We start from the raw sequence: 19,346 nt of genomic DNA on the forward strand, positions 1-19,346 counted from the left end.
AAGGTTTATGTTAAGATAGCGCCAATTTTAGTAAGTGAATCAGATCGAATGTTATTGCGTTTATATCAGGTACTGCTTTATCTTATCCAACCACTCATTTGGATTCGTCTATTAGTGCGAGGTCGCAAGGCTCCCGCGTATCGTAAACGCTGGGGAGAACGCTATGGCTTTTGCGCCGGTAAAGTTGCGCCAGGTGGTATTCTGTTACATTCCGTCTCTGTTGGTGAAACACTTGCTGCTGTGCCTTTAGTAAGAGCACTACGACATCACTACCCATCATTACCAATAACAGTGACAACGATGACCCCAACGGGTTCTGAACGTGTGGTATCCGCATTTGGTGATGATGTTTATCATGTTTATCTCCCTTATGACCTTCCTGGCTCGATGCGCCGTTTCCTCAACCACGTTGATCCTAAGCTGGTCATCATTATGGAAACGGAATTATGGCCTAATATGATTAATCAGCTTAATCGCCGACAAATTCCATTAGTGATTGCTAACGCACGGTTATCAGAACGTTCTGCCGCGGGTTACCAAAAACTGGGTAGTTTCGTGAAGCGTATGTTGCGGAATGTCACGATGGTAGCAGCACAACATCAAGAAGATGGGGAACGCTTCATTAAGCTTGGTTTAAGACGGGTGCAATTGAATGTGACGGGGAGCTTGAAGTTTGATATTTCGGTGACACCGGAACTTGCTGTTCGTGCAGTCACATTACGTCGGCAATGGGCAGCACATCGGCCCGTTTGGATCGCAACGAGTACTCACGAAGGTGAGGAAGCCATTGTTTTAGATGCCCACCAACAGCTACTTACCCAGTTCCCTGATTTATTATTAATTTTAGTGCCTCGTCATCCTGAACGTTTTAGCAAAGCGGAAGAGTTGACACGTAAAGCAGGACTAAAATTCATCCGGCGCAGTGAGGGGATTGTTCCTACCGCAGAGACACAAGTCGTGATCGGCGATACGATGGGCGAATTGATGTTGCTGTATGGAATTGCGGATTTGGCGTTTGTCGGTGGCAGCCTTGTGGAAACCGGTGGACATAATCCCCTTGAGGCAGCCGCTCATGCATTACCTGTATTAATGGGGCCACATACATTTAACTTTAAAGATATTTGTGGAAAGTTAAAGCAAGCGGATGGCCTAATCACGGTGACTGACAGTGATTCGATGACACAAGCCGTGACAAGTCTTTTATCAGACGAAGATTATCGTTTGTATTATGGGCGTCATGCAGCAGAAGTATTGCATGAAAATCAAGGCGCATTACAACGGTTGCTCAAGCTGTTACAGCCTTATTTACCTCCTAGAGAACAATAATTTTAGTCATTATCTTTAATTCAGAATTTTTTAACTTGAATAAAACGACAATAGATAATGACTATTTGTCTACTCTTCTTATTATTCACTATAAACTATAGTAGAATCTGCCGTTTAATTTCCATTACGACTATTCGCCTTATGTTTCTGTAAGTTATAAAAGGGCTGAATAGATGGTGGGTACCTTTACTTGATTATTTAAGACAGTATGCCAACAATCAATCAATCAACATCAAACAAATATGTTTATTTATGGGTCATTGGCTATGCGGTTGCATGGATTTTAGCCAGTTTCTATTTAGACCCCACTGTACCTTATGATACGGTAGAGGCCGTTAACTGGGGGATGAATGGGGAGTGGGGATCACCTAAAAATCCTTGGTTTGTTGGTGCACTTATGTGGCCAGCTATCCACTTAGGTATATCCTACAGCTTTTATTGGTACTTTATTCATTTTGTCGGTATTGCCTTCGGTTTATTAGGCGTTTGGAAATTAGCCTATTATTTAACAGAACGTCGTGATTTAGCGTGGTTCGCGATGCTCATGTTGAATTTATCGGGTGTCATTAATTTTGATATCATCCCTTATAATGATAACTATATTTTAGTCACTTTCTGGGCTTGGATAATCTATTTCTTCCTACGTGCTGTTTATGAAAACCCAACATGGTGGCTGTTATTCGCGCTATGTGCTGGGTTAGCGACAATGGGTAAATACTCCACGTTATCACTTGTAGGCTCAGTATTTCTCTTGACGTTATTCGTTAAGCAAGTTCGTCAAAGTTATCGCTATCCTGTTTTCTATTTAGCGATAGCCCTTTGGTTCGCCATTGTACTACCTAACTTCTTTTGGCTAATGGCCAGTGATTTTTCTGCCTTTAAGTGGGTAGATTCACAGATAGACCCAGGTTTTAATTTACATACGACCCAAGCCGCGTTAAGCGTATTTTATCCTTTAATTATTGCGGCAATTATTTTGTATTGTTGCGGTGGGAAATTAGGTTGGCCAAAAACTCTGGCGAATCGAATGGCAAATTTTTTAGTCCTTTTCCCTCTTATCGTTATTTATGGTTGGTTTTCCTTCCATGATGGTGGTCGTATTACTGAGTGGCTACAACCCTTTATGGCGGCCTGTGCTCCGTTATTTATTGGTTCGATAACGGTTATGCCAACGAAGTCGTTAAGAAAACCACTCATTGGCTTAGCCATTTTTGGTGTCGTTGTTTTGTTAGGCTACTGCATTGTGCAGGCCGCAAATATCCGAGGGGCGGGCCAAAAGTTTATTGGTGTAAAAACGCTGATTGCAGAAGGTGAAGAGCGTTGGTATCAACGTTATGGGGTTCCCTTAAAATATGTTGGAGGGGAAGATAACTTACACCAATGGTTTATTATTTATGCTAAAGATAGACCACATGTGATCCAGCCTTGGACTCTTGAGCATCATATGCCGCCAAATGTGTATAACCGTGGCATTACCGAAGAAGAAATTCGCCAGCATGGCGCTATCTTATTGGGGCGTAAGTATGATGATTGTGCTCATGAAAACTTTGATAAAGTTCGTAAATATTGGCCACAGTTCAGGATAGAAAAAGAAGATGTTATTTACCGCTCTGAGCCGGATGCCGAACCTGAAACCATGTGTTTTGGCTTTATTGCTCCTGAGAAATCCAAATAAACGACAATAAGCGGCGATATTGCCGCTTATTTTTTTACACTAAGCGATGATGGCTCATAATAAGCAGTAAACGGATTAAAGAGAGTCTTTTAATTGAGCAAAGACAGTAGCCGCTTCAATAGTGTCCATCGTGTGTTTATCCGACTTAATTTCATGTTGCTCTAAACCGTAACCACCAATTAACCCAGGGTCTGTTGGGCCGAATAGGGTGAAATTTGGTTTATCTAAGGCCGCGGTTAAATGGCTAAGACCTGTATCAACAGAGACGACCGCCTTCGCATTAGCAATCTGTAGAGCCACTTCCGCTAAGGTTAATTTAGGCAAAACGTCGACAAAATTAAATCCATCCGCGAGGCGTAATGCTCTTTGGCGTTCATGTTCAGCACCCCATGGCAGCTTTATTCTTAAACCACTTTCCGCCATTAATGCAATAAGTTCCCGCCAGTGGCTTTCAGGCCAGTGTTTATCATCACGGGTCGTTGAATGCAAAAATACGACGTAATCATCAGTTGTGACCGTCGGTGCATGTAAAAAATGTTGAGCGATTGCGTAGTCACCTTGTGTGTTGGGGCAATCATAGCCAAGGCTTGCGGCAAATAGTTGGCGAATACGCTCTACTGCGTGTTGTTGCTTACTGATTTGATATTTATAGTCGTAAAAAAAACTGGCAATTGGTTCCCGAATACTATGGCGATCATAGCCATGTTTCGGACCATCTGCGAGGCGAGTGACCAGAAATGCGCTTTTTAATAAGCCTTGTGCATCAATAATGGCATCATAATGCGTCGCGGTAAGCTGCTGGCGAAATTGAGCACGTTCGGCTCGGATTGGCGCAGAGAACCAATTCTTACGCCAACGACGAATGGAGACAGGGATCACTTGATGAACGGCGCTGTGCCATGTTGGGATCTGGGCAAAGCCTTCTTCTACTACCCAGTCAAATTGAATCTCTGGGAAGGCCAGTTGTGCATCCGTTAATGCCGGTAGGGAGTGTAAAACATCGCCCATCGATGAGGTTTTAACTAACAGTACACGCATTAATCGACACCTATGTGTAATCGCGCTAATGCCTCAATCACTAATTGCGGTTGAATATCAATTAAGCTTTGGTGATAGCCACTTTCCCCATCACCTTTACGGACTTTATGGTAGCCACTGATTAAACGAATCACTTCTGCTTGATGGGATAGTGGAGGTGTAAAATCGGGGCTACTCGGGCCATAGAGTGCGACAAGTGGTTTACCTAATGCAGCGGCGATATGCATTAATCCGGAATCATTACTAATAACCGCTTGGCAACTGGCAATAAGGCTGACAGCTTGCTCTAAAGATGTTTTTCCCGCAAGGTTACTGCAATGTTCGTTGGCACTGTCTGTTAGGCTTGCGCGAATTTCTTCGCCTACATCATGATCTTTTTGTGAGCCAAATAAGAGAACTTGATAGCCTTTTTCACTGATCAGTTGTTCAGCGAGGGCGGCATAATGATAATGGGGCCAGCGTTTTGCCGGGCCAAATTCGGCGCCGGGGCAAAAGCCAATGATGGGGCGCGTTGTATCGATGCTAAAAACATTCATCGCATCGGTAACTTCTTGTTCGTTAACGACAAGTTTGGGCCACAAAATAGGCTCAGGAATATCTGCTGCACTATGAATAGTGTGCTTATCATAAGCCAATGCTACATAGCGCTGTACCATTAATGGAAATGCGCTCTTATCTAATATACGTAGGTCATTGAGTAATCCATAACGCATCTCACCACGCCAGCCGGTCCGTTTAGCAATTTTAGCAAAGAAAGGCACGAGCGCAGATTTAAAGGAATTAGGGAGAACAATCGCTTGGTCATAACCATTATGGCGTAGACTAAGACCAAGCTGGCGACGCTCACCGATAGCGAGCGTACCATGACCTAATGGCATTGGGATGGCTGCATTGACCTCGGGCATTTTGGCTAATAGTGGACGGCACCATTGCGGAGCCATCACATCAATTTGTGCTTGAGGATATTGAGCCTTGATTGTGCGATATAGGCTCTGTGACATCATCATATCCCCTACCCAAGAGGGGCCGATCACCAATATTTTCATAAAGTATGTATTAGTCTTCTTTATTCAGCCATTGCATATATTCGGCAACACCTTCAGCAACCGTTTTGAAGGGGGCTTTGTAGCCAGCCGCACGTAATTTAGTCATATCCGCTTGTGTGAAGCTCTGATAGCGGCCTTTGAGTTTTTCTGGGAATTCAATGTATTCAATAGCAACATTTTTGTCATTATGGAAGTGTGTTACGGCATCTGCCACCGCTTGGAATGATTCCGCACGGCCTGTTCCACAGTTAAAGATCCCAGAAACATTATTCTGCCAGAACCATAAATTAACGGCTGCCACATCACCAACATAAATAAAGTCACGGCGAAAACCATCGCTACCTTCAAAGAGTTTTGGTTGCTGCCCTTCATTAATCTGTTTATTTAGATGGAAGGCAACACTTGCCATGCTGCCTTTATGGTTTTCACGGGGGCCATATACGTTGAAATAGCGAAAGCCACAGACCTGTGATTGTGCTTCAGGTAAAATTTCACGTACATATTGGTCAAACAGGAACTTAGAGTAACCATAAACATTAAGTGGTTTCTCAAACTCACGTTCTTCGATGAAGTTATCACTGCGGCCGCCATAAGTGGCTGCGGAGGAAGCATAAAGGAAAGGAATTTCACGCTCTAGACAAAAGTGCAGTAACTCTTTTGAATATTGGTAATTGTTATCCATCATATACTTACCATCCCACTCTGTCGTGGATGAGCAAGCACCTTCATGGAAGACCACATCGATATCACCAAAGTCATCACCAGCCATAATACCGGCAATAAAATCTTCTTTATCAATATAATCAGCAATATCGAGGTCAACAAGATTGGCGAATTTAGTTCCATCTTTCAGGTTATCTACGACTAGGATGTCTGTACGACCTGCATCGTTTAATGCTTTTACAATATTGCTACCAATAAAACCAGCTCCGCCAGTGACAATGATCATCGGGTGTACCTCAAGTGGTTAATGACATATGGAACATGAATCTATCCATAATTTACTCTAAATGTTTCGAGGTGCAGCTAGGCGATAAGTGAATGGGTCGCTAGGCGCATATATAAGTATGCGACTCGTGTGAATGAATGAAGTCAACAACGCTGCAACTTGAAGTATGACGAGTATAGCATTTCTCTGCGCTGACGACACCATAACGAATAGACAAACATTCTAGAAGTGACATTTTTTATAGGCTAATGAGCGTGATCTTGGCTACAAACTTGATTTATTTATGCTGTAGCTGTCGCGAGTTCTAGTATCTATGATTAAACTCTAAAAATTGAATTATAACAGGAATAAGTTATGTCAGAGTTATTTTATCAGCAGATTAAAGAACAATTAGTGCAAACGGAATCCGAAGGTTTATTCAAGCATGAACGGATAATAACGTCATCACAAGGTTCTGACATTGAAATCGTTGGTGGTCAACACGTTATCAATTTTTGTGCGAATAATTACCTTGGCTTAGCGAATCATCCTGAACTTATCGAAGCGGCAAAGCAGGGGATGGATAGCCACGGTTTCGGTATGGCATCTGTCCGCTTTATTTGTGGAACACAAGATAGTCATAAACAACTTGAGAAAAAATTAGCCGATTTCTTAGGTATGGAGGATGCCATTCTCTATTCCTCTTGTTTCGATGCGAATGGGGGATTGTTTGAAACCTTATTAGGCCCTGAAGACGCTGTCATTTCCGATGCGTTAAACCATGCATCCATCATCGATGGAATACGCCTGTGTAAGGCAAAACGCTATCGTTATTCTAATAATAACATGGCGGAACTACGACGTTGTCTAGAGGAAGCTAAAGCATCGGGGGCACGCCATATCTTGATTGCGACAGATGGTGTGTTCTCAATGGATGGCGTGATTGCTGATCTGAAAGCTATCTGTGACCTCGCTGATGAATTCCAAGCACTTGTCATGGTAGATGACTCCCATGCTGTTGGTTTTGTTGGTAAAAATGGTCGAGGCACCCATGAATATTGTGATGTGATGGGGCGAGTAGACATTATTACAGGGACGCTGGGGAAAGCACTTGGCGGGGCTTCTGGCGGCTATACCGCGGCAAAAAAAGAAGTCGTTGAGTGGTTACGCCAACGCTCTCGTCCCTACTTATTTTCCAACTCATTAGCACCCGCTATCGTTGCAGCCTCGATTAAAGTCATCGATATGATGAGTGAGGGGGATGAGCTACGTGAGCGGTTATGGCACAACGCGACACTATTTCGTGAAAAAATGACTGAAGCGGGTTTCACCCTTGCTGGCGCGGATCATGCCATTATCCCTGTGATGTTAGGGGATGCGGCGCTGGCGCAAGTTTTTGCGAATGAGCTACTGGAAGAAGGGATTTATGTTACGGGATTCTTCTATCCTGTTGTTCCTCAAGGGCAAGCACGTATTCGTACACAAATGTCTGCGGCGCATACAGAGGACGATATTTTACGAGTTGTTGATGCATTTACGCGTATTGGTAAAAAACTGAATGTCATTTCTTAATGGTAACTAAATATAAATAAGGCCGTTCTATGAAAGCACTGTCCAAATTAAAAGCAGAACCAGGTATATGGATGACAGATGTTCCAAAACCGGAACTCGGGCACAATGATGTGATGATTAAAATCCGTAAAACTGCAATCTGTGGTACGGATGTGCATATCTATAATTGGGATGAGTGGTCACAAAAGACCATTCCTGTACCTATGGTCGTCGGTCATGAATATGTTGGGGAAATTGTTGAAATAGGACAGGAGGTTAAGGGCTTTAAAATTGGTGACCGCGTTTCAGGTGAAGGGCATATCACTTGTGGACATTGCCGTAATTGTCGGGGAGGGCGTACCCATTTATGCCGTAACACGATAGGTGTCGGCGTGAATCGCCCTGGCTGTTTTGCTGAATACCTTGTACTGCCAGCATTCAATACCTTTAAAATCCCCGATAATATTCCGGATGAAATTGCCGCGATATTTGATCCTTTTGGCAACGCAGTGCATACAGCATTATCGTTTGATTTAGTCGGGGAAGATGTGCTGGTTTCGGGGGCGGGGCCAATAGGTATTATGGCCGCAGCCGTCTGCCGACACGTTGGAGCTCGACATGTCGTGATCACTGACATCAATGACTATCGACTGGACTTAGCGAAAAAAATGGGCGTTACTCGAGCCGTGAATGTCGGGCGAGAAAATCTACAAGATGTGATGAAAGAGTTGGGTATGCAAGAAGGCTTTGATGTTGCTTTAGAGGTTTCTGGTTCTCCCGCGGCATTTCATACGATGTTAGATACGATGAATCACGGTGGTCGTATTGCATTATTAGGTATTCCCTCTTCTGAAATGGCCATTGACTGGGGAAAAGTGATCTTTAAGGGACTCTTTATCAAAGGCATCTACGGTCGAGAGATGTTTGAAACTTGGTATAAGATGGCAACGTTAGTACAGTCTGGTCTAGATCTCACTCCAATGATTACTCATCAATTTGCTATCGATGATTTCCAGCAAGGCTTTGATATCATGCGTTCGGGGCAATCAGGTAAAGTGATATTGAATTGGGATAAATGATAAAAATGCCAGTGGCTAGTGTGTGTAAGCAACTGGCAGGATGATTAAGGTTTTTGTTGGGTAAACAGTGACGGCTTTTTATTTGATAATAGAGGCCGTAACGTTTTATCTTGATAAATGGATTCAACAACAAACATCAAAAAATGGATGCCTTCAAGTTGAGTTGCCGAGGTGTTGTTCGGTAGCTCAAATTCACAAATGCCAATTTCAACAGGGGCTGGTGGCGTGGTTTGCGTGCCGTTAGGTGAGTCTTTTGACGACTGCTTAGGCTCTTCAGGTTGCATTTTAAGTGGTTGTTGCTCTTGAGGCTGCTGAGCACGATTTAATAGGGTGCTGACGTTAACTAACTCAATATCGCTGGGTAGTTGGGGTAAAAATTTCTGCAATGCCCGTACGGTGGATGGGTGTGGATGGCCAATTGCAATGGCATTACCGTGTTTACGCGCGTAGGCAACCGCTTTATTCAGCTGCGTCCGTGTCTCTTCTTCAGATTGATGGTTATCAAGAAATAGATGACGTCGGACGGTGGGAACGCCAAATTCTTTAGCGGCTTTCGCAACTTGGGTATTGCCAATCGTCACGCTGTCTAAAAAGAAAAAATTTGAGCGGGAAAGTGAACGCATGACATTACGCATACCTGGCAGGCTGGAAGTCATCTCACTGCCCATATGATTATTCATGCCTGTGGCATGAGGAACTTTACTTATCGCCCGTTGAATAATACGGTCAACCTCTTCTGCGCTCATTGAGGGGGCAAGCGTATTTTTTTCTAAAGGTTGCTGACTAAGTGGCTTCATCGGCATGTGGATCAAAATTTCTCGCCCTTGTTGATGCGCTTTGTTCGCAACGAGCTGCCCATGAGGTGAATCAGGTAGGATGGCAATGGTGATTGGCGTTGGCAGTGCCAATATTTGGTTATCTTCTTTGGTGCGATAGCCAAAATCATCAATGACTATCGCCAATTGTGCTGCACTAGCCTGAAGACTCATTATCAATAGAGATAACCCAATGAGTCGCTTAAAAGGCCGGTGTTTTAACATAATTATCTTCCTAACTGTTTGCTTGGTTATTTACCTAACCAAGGGCGAGGGTTAACAGTTTTACCCTGCCGGCGAATTTCGAAGTACAGCGCGGGGCGTTCCTGCCCGCCACTACTTCCCACAAGTGCGATAGGTTGCCCAGCCCGAACTTCTTGTCCAACATTCACGAGTGCGCTTTGGTTATAGCCATATAAACTCATGTCGCCTTTACCATGCTCCACGACAACAACAAGGCCGTAGCCTTGTAACCAGTCAGCAAGTAGTACGCGGCCATCTGCAATGGCTTTGACTTGAGTCCCTTCATTGGCTCCGATCACCATACCTTTCCAGCGCAGCTCACCTGAAATGGCATCGCCATAATTATGTAGCGTCTGTCCACGTACTGGCCATAAAGCTTGCCCCGCAGGACGACCTAAGCCACCGGTTCGAGACATTAGTGAACGCTCACTCTCTGATGGCTTATAAGTTGAACCTGTTTGTTTCGCTTTACGTTCTTTTTCGGCAACCTCCGCACGGATACGAGCCGCCTCACGCGCTTCTCGTTCTGCTCTCGCTTTGGCTTCACGTTCTGCACGCGCTATCTTATCTCTTAGCCTTGACTCGTTTTGTTTCATCACAGCCAGATTTTTTTGATCTTCTTTCAACGTACTTTCAAGCGCTGAGAGTGTTTGCTTACGTGCAGCTTGCGCATTATCTAATTTACGTTTTTCTTGTTGCTGACGTGCTAAGGCTGTTTTTTGTTCAGCTTGTTTTTTCTGTTCAAGTTGCTTTTGCTGATTAAGTTCCAGAGTCGTGGCTTCAAGCTGTTTAATATTTTTTTCGCGTGCTTGGTTGAGATAGCTGTAGTAAGCCAAAATGCGCTCTTCACGCTGGCCTTCTTCACCCTTTAAAAATAATGATAAACCTTGGTGTTTACCTAATCGAAATGCGGCATCGAGTTGTTCCGCCAGTAATTTTTCATGCTCACTTTTTTGTTTTTGTAATCGATTAATGTTGCTATTTAACTCAGCAATGTCTTTGTCTAACTGTTTAAGCTGAGCTTGTGTGTTATGCAGTTCGCGTCCTGCTGCTGAAATACTTTTTTCTTGTTGTTGGAGCTGATTGAGTAGTGCGGATCGCTTGGCCTGCTGGTCTTTTACGCTTTTTTCTTTTTCAGCGATATTTTGCAGCAAATTTTGCAGTTGATCTTTGTTTTCTGTGATCTGATTGGCCGCTATTGCTTGCATCGGCAAGAGTGCGATGAAACCACAAGCGAACAGCGTTGAGGTAATAGCTTGACGAATAACGGCTATTTTCATCCGGTTATGTTTATTGGCCATTCTGATAGAAAACCTCGAATAAATGCGATAGCTGATTATTTCATCTGATAGTGATAGTTACCAGCACCCTATTCTGAATATCGTAACAAATAACATTCAACCAAGCGGTTTCAATTATCTTATGAAAGATAAACGATTTGGTAGTGATGCAATCATAATCATTTGTCATTCCATTGATTGTATCGTGTCTTACATCATTTTGTAGCATTAAATCAAATATTATCAGGATCTGTTAGTGCTTAGGGTGCTTTTTAATCTTGCGAATACGGATTGTACATAGGCTATTTTTGGTGACGACTAGGGCTTATGGTAAAATAGCAAAAGTGTCTATCTTGATAGACAAATGATATTTTGTTGGGAAAAGAGATTATTTCTGCGTACTGTTTCGCAAAAAAATCCATCTAGTTTGCGCTAACTGGCTGTAATTAGCTCAACACAAAGGTATACTCTGAACCCTTTGATATTCGTTTTTAACTAACGGGAGTGATTGCCCCCCATGATGCAAGAAATCATGCAATTCGTCAGCCGGAACATGTTGTTGAGTCTGGTTTGGATCGCGCTATTTGTCGCGGTGGTCGTAATGACCTTTAAAGGTCTGTTCTCTAAATCAAAAGTGATCACGCGCGCACAGGCGATTGCTCTGATTAATAAAGAAGAAGCCGTCATTGTGGATTTGCGTACACGTGACGACTTCCGCAAAGGGCATATTATTGATTCTATCAATTTAACGCCATCTGAAATTAAAGAGAATAATTTAGGTGAGCTAGAAAAACACAAGCAAAAACCAATAATTGTGGTTTCGGCGAGTGGCATGGAATCGGGTAAACCGGCTGAGCATTTAGTGCAACACGGTTTTGAAAAAGTCTTTGTCCTGAAAGAAGGGATTGCTGGCTGGTCAGGTGAGAATCTGCCGTTAGCTCGTGGTAAGAAGTAATTTATCCGACATGTAAATTGTAATAAACCTAACGATAACATTTGTGTGGTAACACATTATTTGAACGTCTGCCGGTCTATACAGTCAAATTCATATGGAAGTTAAAAGGTATTAAAATTATGTCAGAACAAAACAACTCTGAAATGGTATTCCAGATCCAACGTATCTATACAAAGGATGTTTCATTCGAAGCACCTAATGCACCACATATTTTCCAACACGAGTGGCAGCCAGAAATTAAATTGGATTTGGATACTTCATCTACCCAATTGACTGAAGGTGTTTATGAAGTTGTTTTGCGTGTTACCACAACAGCAAAACTGGGCGAAGAAACCGCATTCCTGTGTGAAGTTCAACAAGCTGGCGTATTCTCTATCGAAGGTATTGATGGGACTCAAATGGCACATTGTTTAGGTGCATACTGCCCAAATATTCTGTTCCCATATGCACGTGAAGCAATCACTAGCATGGTGAGCCGCGGTACATTCCCTCAACTGAACCTAGCGCCAGTTAACTTTGATGCTCTGTTCATGAATTATTTGCAACAGCAGCAAGGCGAGCCAGCGCAGAATAGCGAAGTTCAATAGGACGCTTAATGAAAACTGCTTCAATGACAGTCATCGGTGCCGGTTCTTACGGCACCGCTTTAGCGATTACGTTAGCACGTAATGGCCATCAGGTTATGCTGTGGGGACATGACCCTCAGCATGTGCGTAAATTACAACAAGAACGTAGTAATCAGGCATTTTTGCCTGGCGTTTCTTTCCCTGATAGTTTATCTCTCGAAACGGACCTTAAACGTGCCGTGGAAGCGAGTCCAAATATCTTGATTGTAGTACCAAGCCATGTTTTTGGTGATGTGCTCAAACAAATTCAACCTTATCTCCGAGCTGACTCACGTATTATCTGGGCAACGAAAGGCTTAGAAAGAGATACAGGGCGTTTATTACAAGATGTGGCGCGTGAAGTATTAGGCAATGAAATTCCACTTGCTGTGTTATCCGGCCCCACGTTTGCCAAAGAATTAGCTGCGGGTATGCCAACGGCAATTTCAGTTGCCGCAACTGACAGCCAATTTGGTGATGAACTGCAACAGCTTTTCCATTGTGGCAAAAGTTTCCGTGTGTACAAAAACCCTGATATGGTTGGTGTACAGCTGGGTGGGGCAGTAAAAAATGTGATTGCAATTGGTGCGGGCATCTCGGATGGTATGGGCTTTGGCGCTAACGCACGGACAGCCTTGATCACGCGTGGTCTAGCGGAAATGAGTCGATTAGGTGCTGCATTAGGTGCTGACCCCTCCACCTTTATGGGCATGGCGGGACTGGGTGATTTAGTGTTAACCTGTACCGATAATCAATCACGTAACCGTCGCTTTGGCATGATGCTTGGCGATGGTATTAGTGTGAGTGAAGCTGAAAAAGAAATTGGCCAAGTGGTGGAAGGTTATCGCAATACCAAAGAAGTGAAGGCACTTGCTGAGCGTGCAGGGGTTGAGATGCCAATCACGGAGCAAATTTATCAAATCCTTTATCGCCAAAAAAATGTCCTAGAAGCAGCACAAGCGCTATTAGGGCGAGCGACTAAAGATGAAATTGCTGACATGCCAACATCGAAGGACTAAAAAATCAAATTTTAAGTGAGTCATTATGTCGCGAGAAGAATTGGATAGAATCTGGGGATTCATTAAAGATGAAGCAAAGTCACTTGCCGATTGTGAGCCTCTGTTAGCCAGTTTCTTTAATGCAACCTTGCTTAAGCACGATAACTTAGGTAGTGCACTCAGTTATATGCTAGCCAACAAACTCAGTTCACCTATCATGCCAGCCATGGAAGTGAGAGAAATTGTTGAACAAGCCTATCGTAATGACGAACAAATGATTTTTTCTGCTGCGATGGATTTATCCGCCGTGCGTCTGCGTGACCCGGCGGTTGATAAATATTCTACCCCCCTGTTATACCTGAAAGGTTTCCATGCGTTACAAGCCTATCGTATCGGGCATTGGCTATGGAAAGAAGGTCGTCAAGCACTTGCCATTTATTTGCAAAATCAGATTTCAGTCACCTTTGCTGTTGATATTCACCCAGCCGCTCGCATTGGTTGTGGCATCATGTTAGACCATGCAACAGGAATTGTGATTGGTGAAACGGCGGTTGTTGAGAATGATGTTTCTATTCTGCAATCCGTGACTTTAGGTGGTACGGGTAAGACTTGCGGTGACCGTCACCCTAAAGTTCGTGAAGGCGTGATGATCGGTGCGGGTGCGAAGATCCTTGGTAATATTGAGATTGGGCGTGGTGCAAAAATAGGCGCGGGTTCAGTTGTCCTTCACCCCGTTCCTCCTCATACTACGGTAGCGGGTGTACCTGCTCGTGTCGTCGGTAAACCAAATAGTGATAAGCCATCGTTAGAGATGGACCAAAACTTTAATGGCTCGATTTATGGTTTTGAAGACGGCGATGGGATTTGAGAAGAGTCATTATTTTATCTGAGCTGAAACGGCTAAAAGATATGGATGAATACACTAGCCATACAGATGAGTTATTTCATGTTACTGTATCACAATTTGTTGAACCTTTTCATAATAACGACAAGCAATAATAGTTAAACCCTCATCGTCTATTGAATAAATGAGCCTATTTGTTTCATCTATTCGTCTAGACCAGAAGCCAGCTAAGTTTTCTTTTAGTGGTTCTGGTTTTCCTATCCCATAAAAAGGTGTTCTTTTAGTCTCGTCAATGAGCATTATTAATGCGTTTGAGCATTTTTTGTCTTGGGTTTGCCGGTATAGATAGTCTTCCCATCCTTGGTCAGTCCATATTAAAAATCTACTTATTTATAAGCTCTCTTTTCTTTACTTTTCCGGCTTTAAATTGAGCAATTGATTTATTTAAATGTTCGGCATTTGCTGGTGAGCGTAATAAATCGTTTCCATTAGGCTATTGTAATACTCTAAAGACATAACTACAGCATCCTCTGAGTCACGAGGAGTGATGATAGTTGTATCTGCATCATCAAGAACTTTATCTAATACCGATTTTAGATTATTTCTAGCCTCACTAAATGAAACAGTTTTCATTTACCCCGCTATACTTGTACTTTATTCTGTACAAGTATAATGGCGTTATAAGGAAAGATCAGTATGCATGCTGCTAAATTAGTCGCGTAATAATGCTCCTGCGTAACCCAATTGTCGCCATGCCTCGAACACTACCACGGCGACTGAGTTTGATAGATTCATACTACGGCTATCTGCCAACATCGGGATACGAATTTTTTGTTCCATTGGCATATTATCGAGGACGTAAGGCGGTAGTCCCCGCGTCTCAGGACCAAACATTAAATAATCATCTTGTTGATAACTCACATTACTGTGGCTTGGTTTACCTTTAGTGGTTAACGCAAAGACACGGGCACCACGAGCAGATTGATTATTATCTGGATTTAATCCTTCGCTTGCTAAGAAAGCAAAATAATCATGATGGTGTTTGATGTCAGCAAATTCACTATAGTCTAAACCCGCACGGCGTAGCCGCTTGTCATCCCAAGTAAAACCTAACGGATGGATCAGGTGTAAGCTAAAGCCTGTGTTAGCACAAAGGCGAATGATATTGCCCGTATTTGGCGGAATTTCAGGTTCGAATAAAACAATATGTGGCATAACGAATGACTGTGTTAAACAGTAAATTTAAATGAAACAGTGGTAAAGGATTTTACGCGCAAATGATGCAAGTTGCATGTCATTGTGAATACTAAAATGAGCGCAATAAAAAAGCGGGTTCGATATGGAACCCGCTTTATGTGAATCGACGCTAGCTAACGACTATTGCTTATAGCCATTAGGGTTTTGAGATTGCCAGCGCCAAACGTCGTTAGCCATATCTTGAATAGAGTATTTGGCAGTCCAATTAAGATCATGCTGTGCTTTAGCGGGGGTTGACCAATACTCAGCAATATCACCAGGGCGGCGTTCTGCGACTTTATAAGGAATGGGTCTGCCTACAGCCTTTTCAAAAGCAGCAATAACTTCAAATACGCTAGTGCCTGTACCTGTGCCTAAGTTATAAATATGCAAACCTGCTTTTTGACTAACACAATTTAAGGCTGCAATATGTCCATCGGCTAAATCCATGACGTGAATATAATCACGCACACCTGTACCATCTTTGGTTGGATAGTCTCCCCCAAATACAGTGAGCTCTGGTCGGCGGCCTACCGCAACCTGAGCAATAAACGGTGTTAGATTATTTGGAATGCCATTAGGATCTTCTCCCATCAAACCAGAGCTATGTGCACCGACTGGATTGAAATAACGAAGCAACACAGCTGACCATGTCGGATCGGAAACGACTAAGTCAGATAAAATACGTTCAACCATATACTTACTGGTGCCATAGGGGCTATTAGTATTACCGACAGACGCTTCTTCCGTTAATGGAATATGTTCTGGTTCACCATACACCGTTGCCGAAGAGCTAAAAATAAGACTCTTCACACCGGCTTTTTGCATACAAGAGACTAACACTAAGGTGCCATTGACGTTGTTATCATAATACTCAATTGGCTTTTGAACTGACTCACCAACGGCTTTTAGCCCAGCAAAGTGGATCACCGATGTGATCTGGTGCTCAGCAAAAATCGTATCCAGAATCGCGGCATCACGAACATCACCGACATAAAACACGGGTTTTGTACCCGTGATAGTTTCAATACGCTTTAAAACCTCAGGGTTAGCATTGCAGAGATTATCCAAAATAACGGGTTGCATGCCTTGTTCAATCATCTGTACACAGGTATGGCTACCAATGTAGCCAAGGCCTCCTGTGACTAACACTTTTATTTGCTTCATTTTATATTCCTGTACGACTAATACTCATAAACATAGTTATAGTCGTCTGATTTCGCATCGATACCATTGAGGATCACGCCAGTAATTTCGATATCGTTTTGTTTAAAGCGTTTTAGCGATAGCTCAACATCTTTTACGGTATTGACACCATAGTAGGCAATAAGCAGTGAGGTGCCGACATATTTGCCGATAATTGCCGCGTCAGTGATCGCTAAGATTGGGGCAGTATCGATAACCACAATATCGTATTGACCTTTCATCGTGTCGAGTAAATGCTTAAAGCGTTCCCCCATTAAAAGCTCAGAGGAGTGAGTGACATTTTTACCTCGGCAAATCACATCCAAGTTTTCAATGACATGACGATGAATATTTGGCTGATTGGCATCTTGCTGAGCTAAGTAATCAGATAAGCCCATTTTATTACTTAAGCCAAATGCTTTATGGATACGGCCTTTACGTAAGTCGGTATCAATTAACAGGACTTTTTTGCCGGCATTAGCCAATACAACCGCCATATTGGAGGTGACAAAGCTCTTACCGACACCTGGTGAAGCACTGGTAATCATCACAAGGTTATTTCCTTGATTCATCACCGAGAAGTAAACGCTAGTTCGTAAAGAACGAATGGCTTCTACAGCCGTATCGGCAGGGTTTTCTAACGCCAAAGGATGTTTATTGCCCTCAGCAATCAGTTTTTTCTCATGGGTAGAGAATGGGATGGTGGCATAGACATTAACGCCTAGCGCATCGATATCCTCAGTACCTTTAATTTTATTATTAAAGAACTCACGGGCAATTACATACGCACAACCCACAATAAAACCAAGGATAGTAGCAAGAACGAGTATCAATGATTTTTTCGGTGCTACTGCATTGGGTTGAGATTCCGCGGAGTCAATAATACGCACATCAGCCGTAATACCTGAATTGAGTACACTGAGTTCTTGTTGTTTGGCCACCAATTGATTGTAGATAGCTTGTTCAGATTCGACATCACGGGTTAAACGTACAATCTGCTGTTGGGTGTTAGGGAGTTTTTGAATATTTTTACTGATTTTCTCTTTTTCACGTAACAGTTGCTGACGTTTATCGAGCAATGACTGATAAGCAGGGTGGTTACGAGTATAGAGCTGCTGGATCTCTACCTCTTTAAAGGTTAACTCATTGAGTTTCTCTTCAACTTGCAAGGCGCTATCAAGGGCTGATTTTGCCTCTAAGGACAGGTCGATAGATTCGTTCTTTTTACGGAAAGCATTTAATTGGTTTTCATAGTTGTCCAATTTAGTTTTTACTTTCGGTAAGTATTCATCTAAGAATAATAAAGTATTATTGGTAACCTCTTTTTTACGCTCGGTATTTTGGTCCACATAGTTTTGGATAATGCTATTTAAAATCTGCACATTTTCCGCTTTATCGGCACCTTTAATAGCAAGATTAATAATACCCGTGCCTTTACCAACTTCTGCAATCGTTAAGGTATTACGTAGGTTTTCAATGGTTGAATAACGGGCATTTTTAATAAGCGTAAATTCTTGTCCGACTTCCGCATTGATTGAGGATACGAGCAAGCTGATTTCATCTTGTTTTAGGAGTTCCCCCACGTTGCCTTCAACGGTTTGGTTATCAATGTGAAGCGCATAACGATTTTCACCTAAATAAGTGAGGGTTGCAGGCTCACCAATAAGAGATTCAGGTAAAAAGTAGAGGGAGATAGCAACAGAGGATTTATCTCCCCAGAGTTTATCGAAAAAACCAGCCGGTGCAATTTGGGTATCTAAATTAAGGTCTGCAACCGTTTTGCCGAGCACCATTCGAGACTTAATTACTTCGATCTCGGAATCTGCTTGACTATTATTATTAGCAAATGGCATCACATCGCTCATTTGATCTAACAATGAAACTTGGCTCATTTTATCGTATTGCAGTGTCGCATTGGCTTGATAAATGGGGGTGGCTAAAAAGCTATAAGCGGCGCCAATGACAATAAAAAAGAGGGTAAAAAAGCCGATTTTAAGATAACTGGATTTGAGTACCTTAAACAGCGCCAGCAGATCGATTTCGTCAGAGGCAGCGGAACTGGTTTTTGTCGTGTTCATAATCAATTAACGTTAAGCCTTCAAATAGTAAAATTAAATTTTCCCTTGCCACTGTATAACGGCTTTTTCCATCAGTTGATAAACATGCTCAAACATTTCATCACTGCGTTTATGCGGATCTGGGATCTCGGTTTTATTTAGCCATTGGCCGAACAACATGACTTTGCCACGTGTTTCGGGGAACTGTTGATGGATTCTATCAATATGATCGTTTTCCATCACTAGGATTAAGTCTGCTTCTTTACATAACTCACTGGTTAAACGACGTGATTGGTGATTATCTAAAGAGAGATTGTGGTTTTGTGCGATACGGACAGCGCTATCATACGCGGGGCGATCCTCTTTGGCGATAATGCCTGCGGAATGGATCTTTTTATTGGGAAAATGAACTTGTAATAAACGCTCCCCAGTGGGGGAGCGGCATATATTTCCCATACAAACAACAAGAATATTGTTAAACATAC

General features: G+C 42.8%; 19 protein-coding genes. 8 read left to right on the top strand and 11 right to left on the bottom strand.

The window, feature by feature from the left end:
* Window positions 1-48 precede the first annotated feature (48 nt).
* A complete protein-coding gene (waaA, locus tag O7C57_RS00565; protein ID WP_154624183.1) occupies window positions 49-1,326 on the top strand; it encodes a lipid IV(A) 3-deoxy-D-manno-octulosonic acid transferase in 1,278 nt (425 codons plus the stop codon).
* A gap of 208 nt (window positions 1,327-1,534) precedes the next feature.
* On the top strand, window positions 1,535-3,001 hold the full coding sequence (locus tag O7C57_RS00570) for an ArnT family glycosyltransferase (protein ID WP_154624182.1): 1,467 nt from the start codon (window positions 1,535-1,537) through the stop codon (window positions 2,999-3,001).
* A gap of 75 nt (window positions 3,002-3,076) precedes the next feature.
* Here O7C57_RS00570 and rfaC read toward each other — a convergent pair whose 3' ends face one another.
* From rfaC to rfaD, 3 genes are read right to left on the bottom strand one after another with little or no spacing between them, the layout of a single operon-like run.
* Window positions 3,077-4,039 carry a lipopolysaccharide heptosyltransferase RfaC gene (rfaC, locus tag O7C57_RS00575; protein ID WP_154624181.1) on the bottom strand — a complete coding sequence of 321 codons (963 nt, stop codon included), beginning with the start codon at window positions 4,037-4,039 and terminating at the stop codon, window positions 3,077-3,079.
* Window positions 4,039-5,085, bottom strand: coding sequence for an ADP-heptose--LPS heptosyltransferase RfaF (rfaF, locus tag O7C57_RS00580; RefSeq protein WP_196714184.1), 1,047 nt, complete (start codon window positions 5,083-5,085; stop codon window positions 4,039-4,041). The genes rfaC and rfaF overlap by 1 nt, the downstream gene beginning before the upstream one ends.
* 10 nt (window positions 5,086-5,095) lie before the next feature.
* Window positions 5,096-6,034 carry an ADP-glyceromanno-heptose 6-epimerase gene (gene rfaD, locus O7C57_RS00585; protein WP_154624179.1) on the bottom strand — a complete coding sequence of 313 codons (939 nt, stop codon included), beginning with the start codon at window positions 6,032-6,034 and terminating at the stop codon, window positions 5,096-5,098.
* Window positions 6,035-6,388: 354 nt separating this feature from the next.
* Between rfaD and O7C57_RS00590 the strand changes: the two genes are divergently transcribed.
* A complete protein-coding gene (locus O7C57_RS00590; RefSeq protein WP_154624178.1) occupies window positions 6,389-7,585 on the top strand; it encodes a glycine C-acetyltransferase in 1,197 nt (398 codons plus the stop codon).
* Between the two features lie 29 nt (window positions 7,586-7,614).
* On the top strand, window positions 7,615-8,643 hold the full coding sequence (gene tdh, locus O7C57_RS00595; RefSeq protein ID WP_269723496.1) for an L-threonine 3-dehydrogenase: 1,029 nt from the start codon (window positions 7,615-7,617) through the stop codon (window positions 8,641-8,643).
* 44 nt (window positions 8,644-8,687) lie between these two features.
* Here the strand turns inward: tdh and O7C57_RS00600 are convergent, their stop codons facing one another.
* Window positions 8,688-9,683: a divergent polysaccharide deacetylase family protein gene (locus O7C57_RS00600; RefSeq protein WP_269723497.1), complete on the bottom strand. Its 996-nt coding sequence runs from the start codon at window positions 9,681-9,683 to the stop codon at window positions 8,688-8,690.
* 26 nt (window positions 9,684-9,709) lie between these two features.
* Complete coding sequence (gene envC, locus O7C57_RS00605) at window positions 9,710-11,002, bottom strand: murein hydrolase activator EnvC (RefSeq protein ID WP_154624175.1); 1,293 nt, start codon at window positions 11,000-11,002, stop codon at window positions 9,710-9,712.
* Window positions 11,003-11,498: 496 nt separating this feature from the next.
* Here envC and O7C57_RS00610 point away from each other — a divergent pair, with 496 nt between their 5' ends.
* The 4 genes from O7C57_RS00610 (at window position 11,499) to cysE (ending at window position 14,407) form a co-directional block, all read left to right on the top strand.
* Window positions 11,499-11,936, top strand: coding sequence for a rhodanese-like domain-containing protein (locus O7C57_RS00610; protein WP_154624174.1), 438 nt, complete (start codon window positions 11,499-11,501; stop codon window positions 11,934-11,936).
* A 119-nt stretch (window positions 11,937-12,055) separates the two neighbouring features.
* Window positions 12,056-12,523 (top strand): protein-export chaperone SecB, encoded by a 468-nt coding sequence (gene secB, locus O7C57_RS00615; protein WP_154624173.1) that lies wholly within the window; start codon window positions 12,056-12,058, stop codon window positions 12,521-12,523.
* An 8-nt stretch (window positions 12,524-12,531) separates the two neighbouring features.
* Entirely contained in the window at window positions 12,532-13,560 is a 1,029-nt protein-coding gene (gene gpsA, locus O7C57_RS00620) for an NAD(P)H-dependent glycerol-3-phosphate dehydrogenase (protein ID WP_154624172.1), read from the top strand.
* A 25-nt stretch (window positions 13,561-13,585) separates the two neighbouring features.
* Window positions 13,586-14,407 (top strand): serine O-acetyltransferase, encoded by an 822-nt coding sequence (gene cysE / locus O7C57_RS00625; RefSeq protein ID WP_154624171.1) that lies wholly within the window; start codon window positions 13,586-13,588, stop codon window positions 14,405-14,407.
* Window positions 14,408-14,488: 81 nt separating this feature from the next.
* Here cysE and O7C57_RS00630 read toward each other — a convergent pair whose 3' ends face one another.
* The 6 genes from O7C57_RS00630 to O7C57_RS00655 all read right to left on the bottom strand — a co-directional run bounded on the left by O7C57_RS00630 (window position 14,489) and on the right by O7C57_RS00655 (window position 19,344).
* A complete protein-coding gene (locus O7C57_RS00630) occupies window positions 14,489-14,773 on the bottom strand; it encodes a Txe/YoeB family addiction module toxin (protein WP_269724006.1) in 285 nt (94 codons plus the stop codon).
* 54 nt (window positions 14,774-14,827) lie between these two features.
* Window positions 14,828-15,016 carry a type II toxin-antitoxin system Phd/YefM family antitoxin gene (locus O7C57_RS00635; RefSeq protein ID WP_425476429.1) on the bottom strand — a complete coding sequence of 63 codons (189 nt, stop codon included), beginning with the start codon at window positions 15,014-15,016 and terminating at the stop codon, window positions 14,828-14,830.
* Window positions 15,017-15,094: 78 nt separating this feature from the next.
* Entirely contained in the window at window positions 15,095-15,598 is a 504-nt protein-coding gene (gene trmL / locus O7C57_RS00640; RefSeq protein ID WP_154624169.1) for a tRNA (uridine(34)/cytosine(34)/5-carboxymethylaminomethyluridine(34)-2'-O)-methyltransferase TrmL, read from the bottom strand.
* A gap of 162 nt (window positions 15,599-15,760) precedes the next feature.
* Entirely contained in the window at window positions 15,761-16,786 is a 1,026-nt protein-coding gene (gene galE, locus O7C57_RS00645; protein ID WP_154624168.1) for a UDP-glucose 4-epimerase GalE, read from the bottom strand.
* A gap of 17 nt (window positions 16,787-16,803) precedes the next feature.
* Window positions 16,804-18,882: a polysaccharide biosynthesis tyrosine autokinase gene (locus O7C57_RS00650; protein ID WP_269723498.1), complete on the bottom strand. Its 2,079-nt coding sequence runs from the start codon at window positions 18,880-18,882 to the stop codon at window positions 16,804-16,806.
* Between the two features lie 33 nt (window positions 18,883-18,915).
* Entirely contained in the window at window positions 18,916-19,344 is a 429-nt protein-coding gene (locus O7C57_RS00655; protein WP_154624166.1) for a protein tyrosine phosphatase, read from the bottom strand.
* Between the last annotated feature and the right edge of the window lie 2 nt (window positions 19,345-19,346).

It is taken from the genome of Providencia sp. 21OH12SH02B-Prov, from assembly GCF_027362595.1.
GTDB classification, from domain to species: domain Bacteria; phylum Pseudomonadota; class Gammaproteobacteria; order Enterobacterales; family Enterobacteriaceae; genus Providencia; species Providencia zhejiangensis.

Excerpts from the sequence above, each read along its gene's own strand:
- waaA (WP_154624183.1), top strand. The coding sequence starts at position 49 with ATGTTATTGCGTTTATATCAGGTACTGCTTTATCTTATCCAACCACTC.
- O7C57_RS00570 (WP_154624182.1), top strand. The coding sequence starts at position 1,535 with ATGCCAACAATCAATCAATCAACATCAAACAAATATGTTTATTTATGG.
- rfaC (WP_154624181.1), bottom strand. The coding sequence starts at position 4,039 with ATGCGTGTACTGTTAGTTAAAACCTCATCGATGGGCGATGTTTTACAC.
- rfaF (WP_196714184.1), bottom strand. The coding sequence starts at position 5,085 with ATGAAAATATTGGTGATCGGCCCCTCTTGGGTAGGGGATATGATGATG.
- rfaD (WP_154624179.1), bottom strand. The coding sequence starts at position 6,034 with ATGATCATTGTCACTGGCGGAGCTGGTTTTATTGGTAGCAATATTGTA.
- O7C57_RS00590 (WP_154624178.1), top strand. The coding sequence starts at position 6,389 with ATGTCAGAGTTATTTTATCAGCAGATTAAAGAACAATTAGTGCAAACG.
- tdh (WP_269723496.1), top strand. The coding sequence starts at position 7,615 with ATGAAAGCACTGTCCAAATTAAAAGCAGAACCAGGTATATGGATGACA.
- O7C57_RS00600 (WP_269723497.1), bottom strand. The coding sequence starts at position 9,683 with ATGTTAAAACACCGGCCTTTTAAGCGACTCATTGGGTTATCTCTATTG.
- envC (WP_154624175.1), bottom strand. The coding sequence starts at position 11,002 with ATGGCCAATAAACATAACCGGATGAAAATAGCCGTTATTCGTCAAGCT.
- O7C57_RS00610 (WP_154624174.1), top strand. The coding sequence starts at position 11,499 with ATGATGCAAGAAATCATGCAATTCGTCAGCCGGAACATGTTGTTGAGT.
- secB (WP_154624173.1), top strand. The coding sequence starts at position 12,056 with ATGTCAGAACAAAACAACTCTGAAATGGTATTCCAGATCCAACGTATC.
- gpsA (WP_154624172.1), top strand. The coding sequence starts at position 12,532 with ATGAAAACTGCTTCAATGACAGTCATCGGTGCCGGTTCTTACGGCACC.
- cysE (WP_154624171.1), top strand. The coding sequence starts at position 13,586 with ATGTCGCGAGAAGAATTGGATAGAATCTGGGGATTCATTAAAGATGAA.
- O7C57_RS00635 (WP_425476429.1), bottom strand. The coding sequence starts at position 15,016 with ATGAAAACTGTTTCATTTAGTGAGGCTAGAAATAATCTAAAATCGGTA.
- trmL (WP_154624169.1), bottom strand. The coding sequence starts at position 15,598 with ATGCCACATATTGTTTTATTCGAACCTGAAATTCCGCCAAATACGGGC.
- galE (WP_154624168.1), bottom strand. The coding sequence starts at position 16,786 with ATGAAGCAAATAAAAGTGTTAGTCACAGGAGGCCTTGGCTACATTGGT.
- O7C57_RS00650 (WP_269723498.1), bottom strand. The coding sequence starts at position 18,882 with ATGAACACGACAAAAACCAGTTCCGCTGCCTCTGACGAAATCGATCTG.
- O7C57_RS00655 (WP_154624166.1), bottom strand. The coding sequence starts at position 19,344 with ATGTTTAACAATATTCTTGTTGTTTGTATGGGAAATATATGCCGCTCC.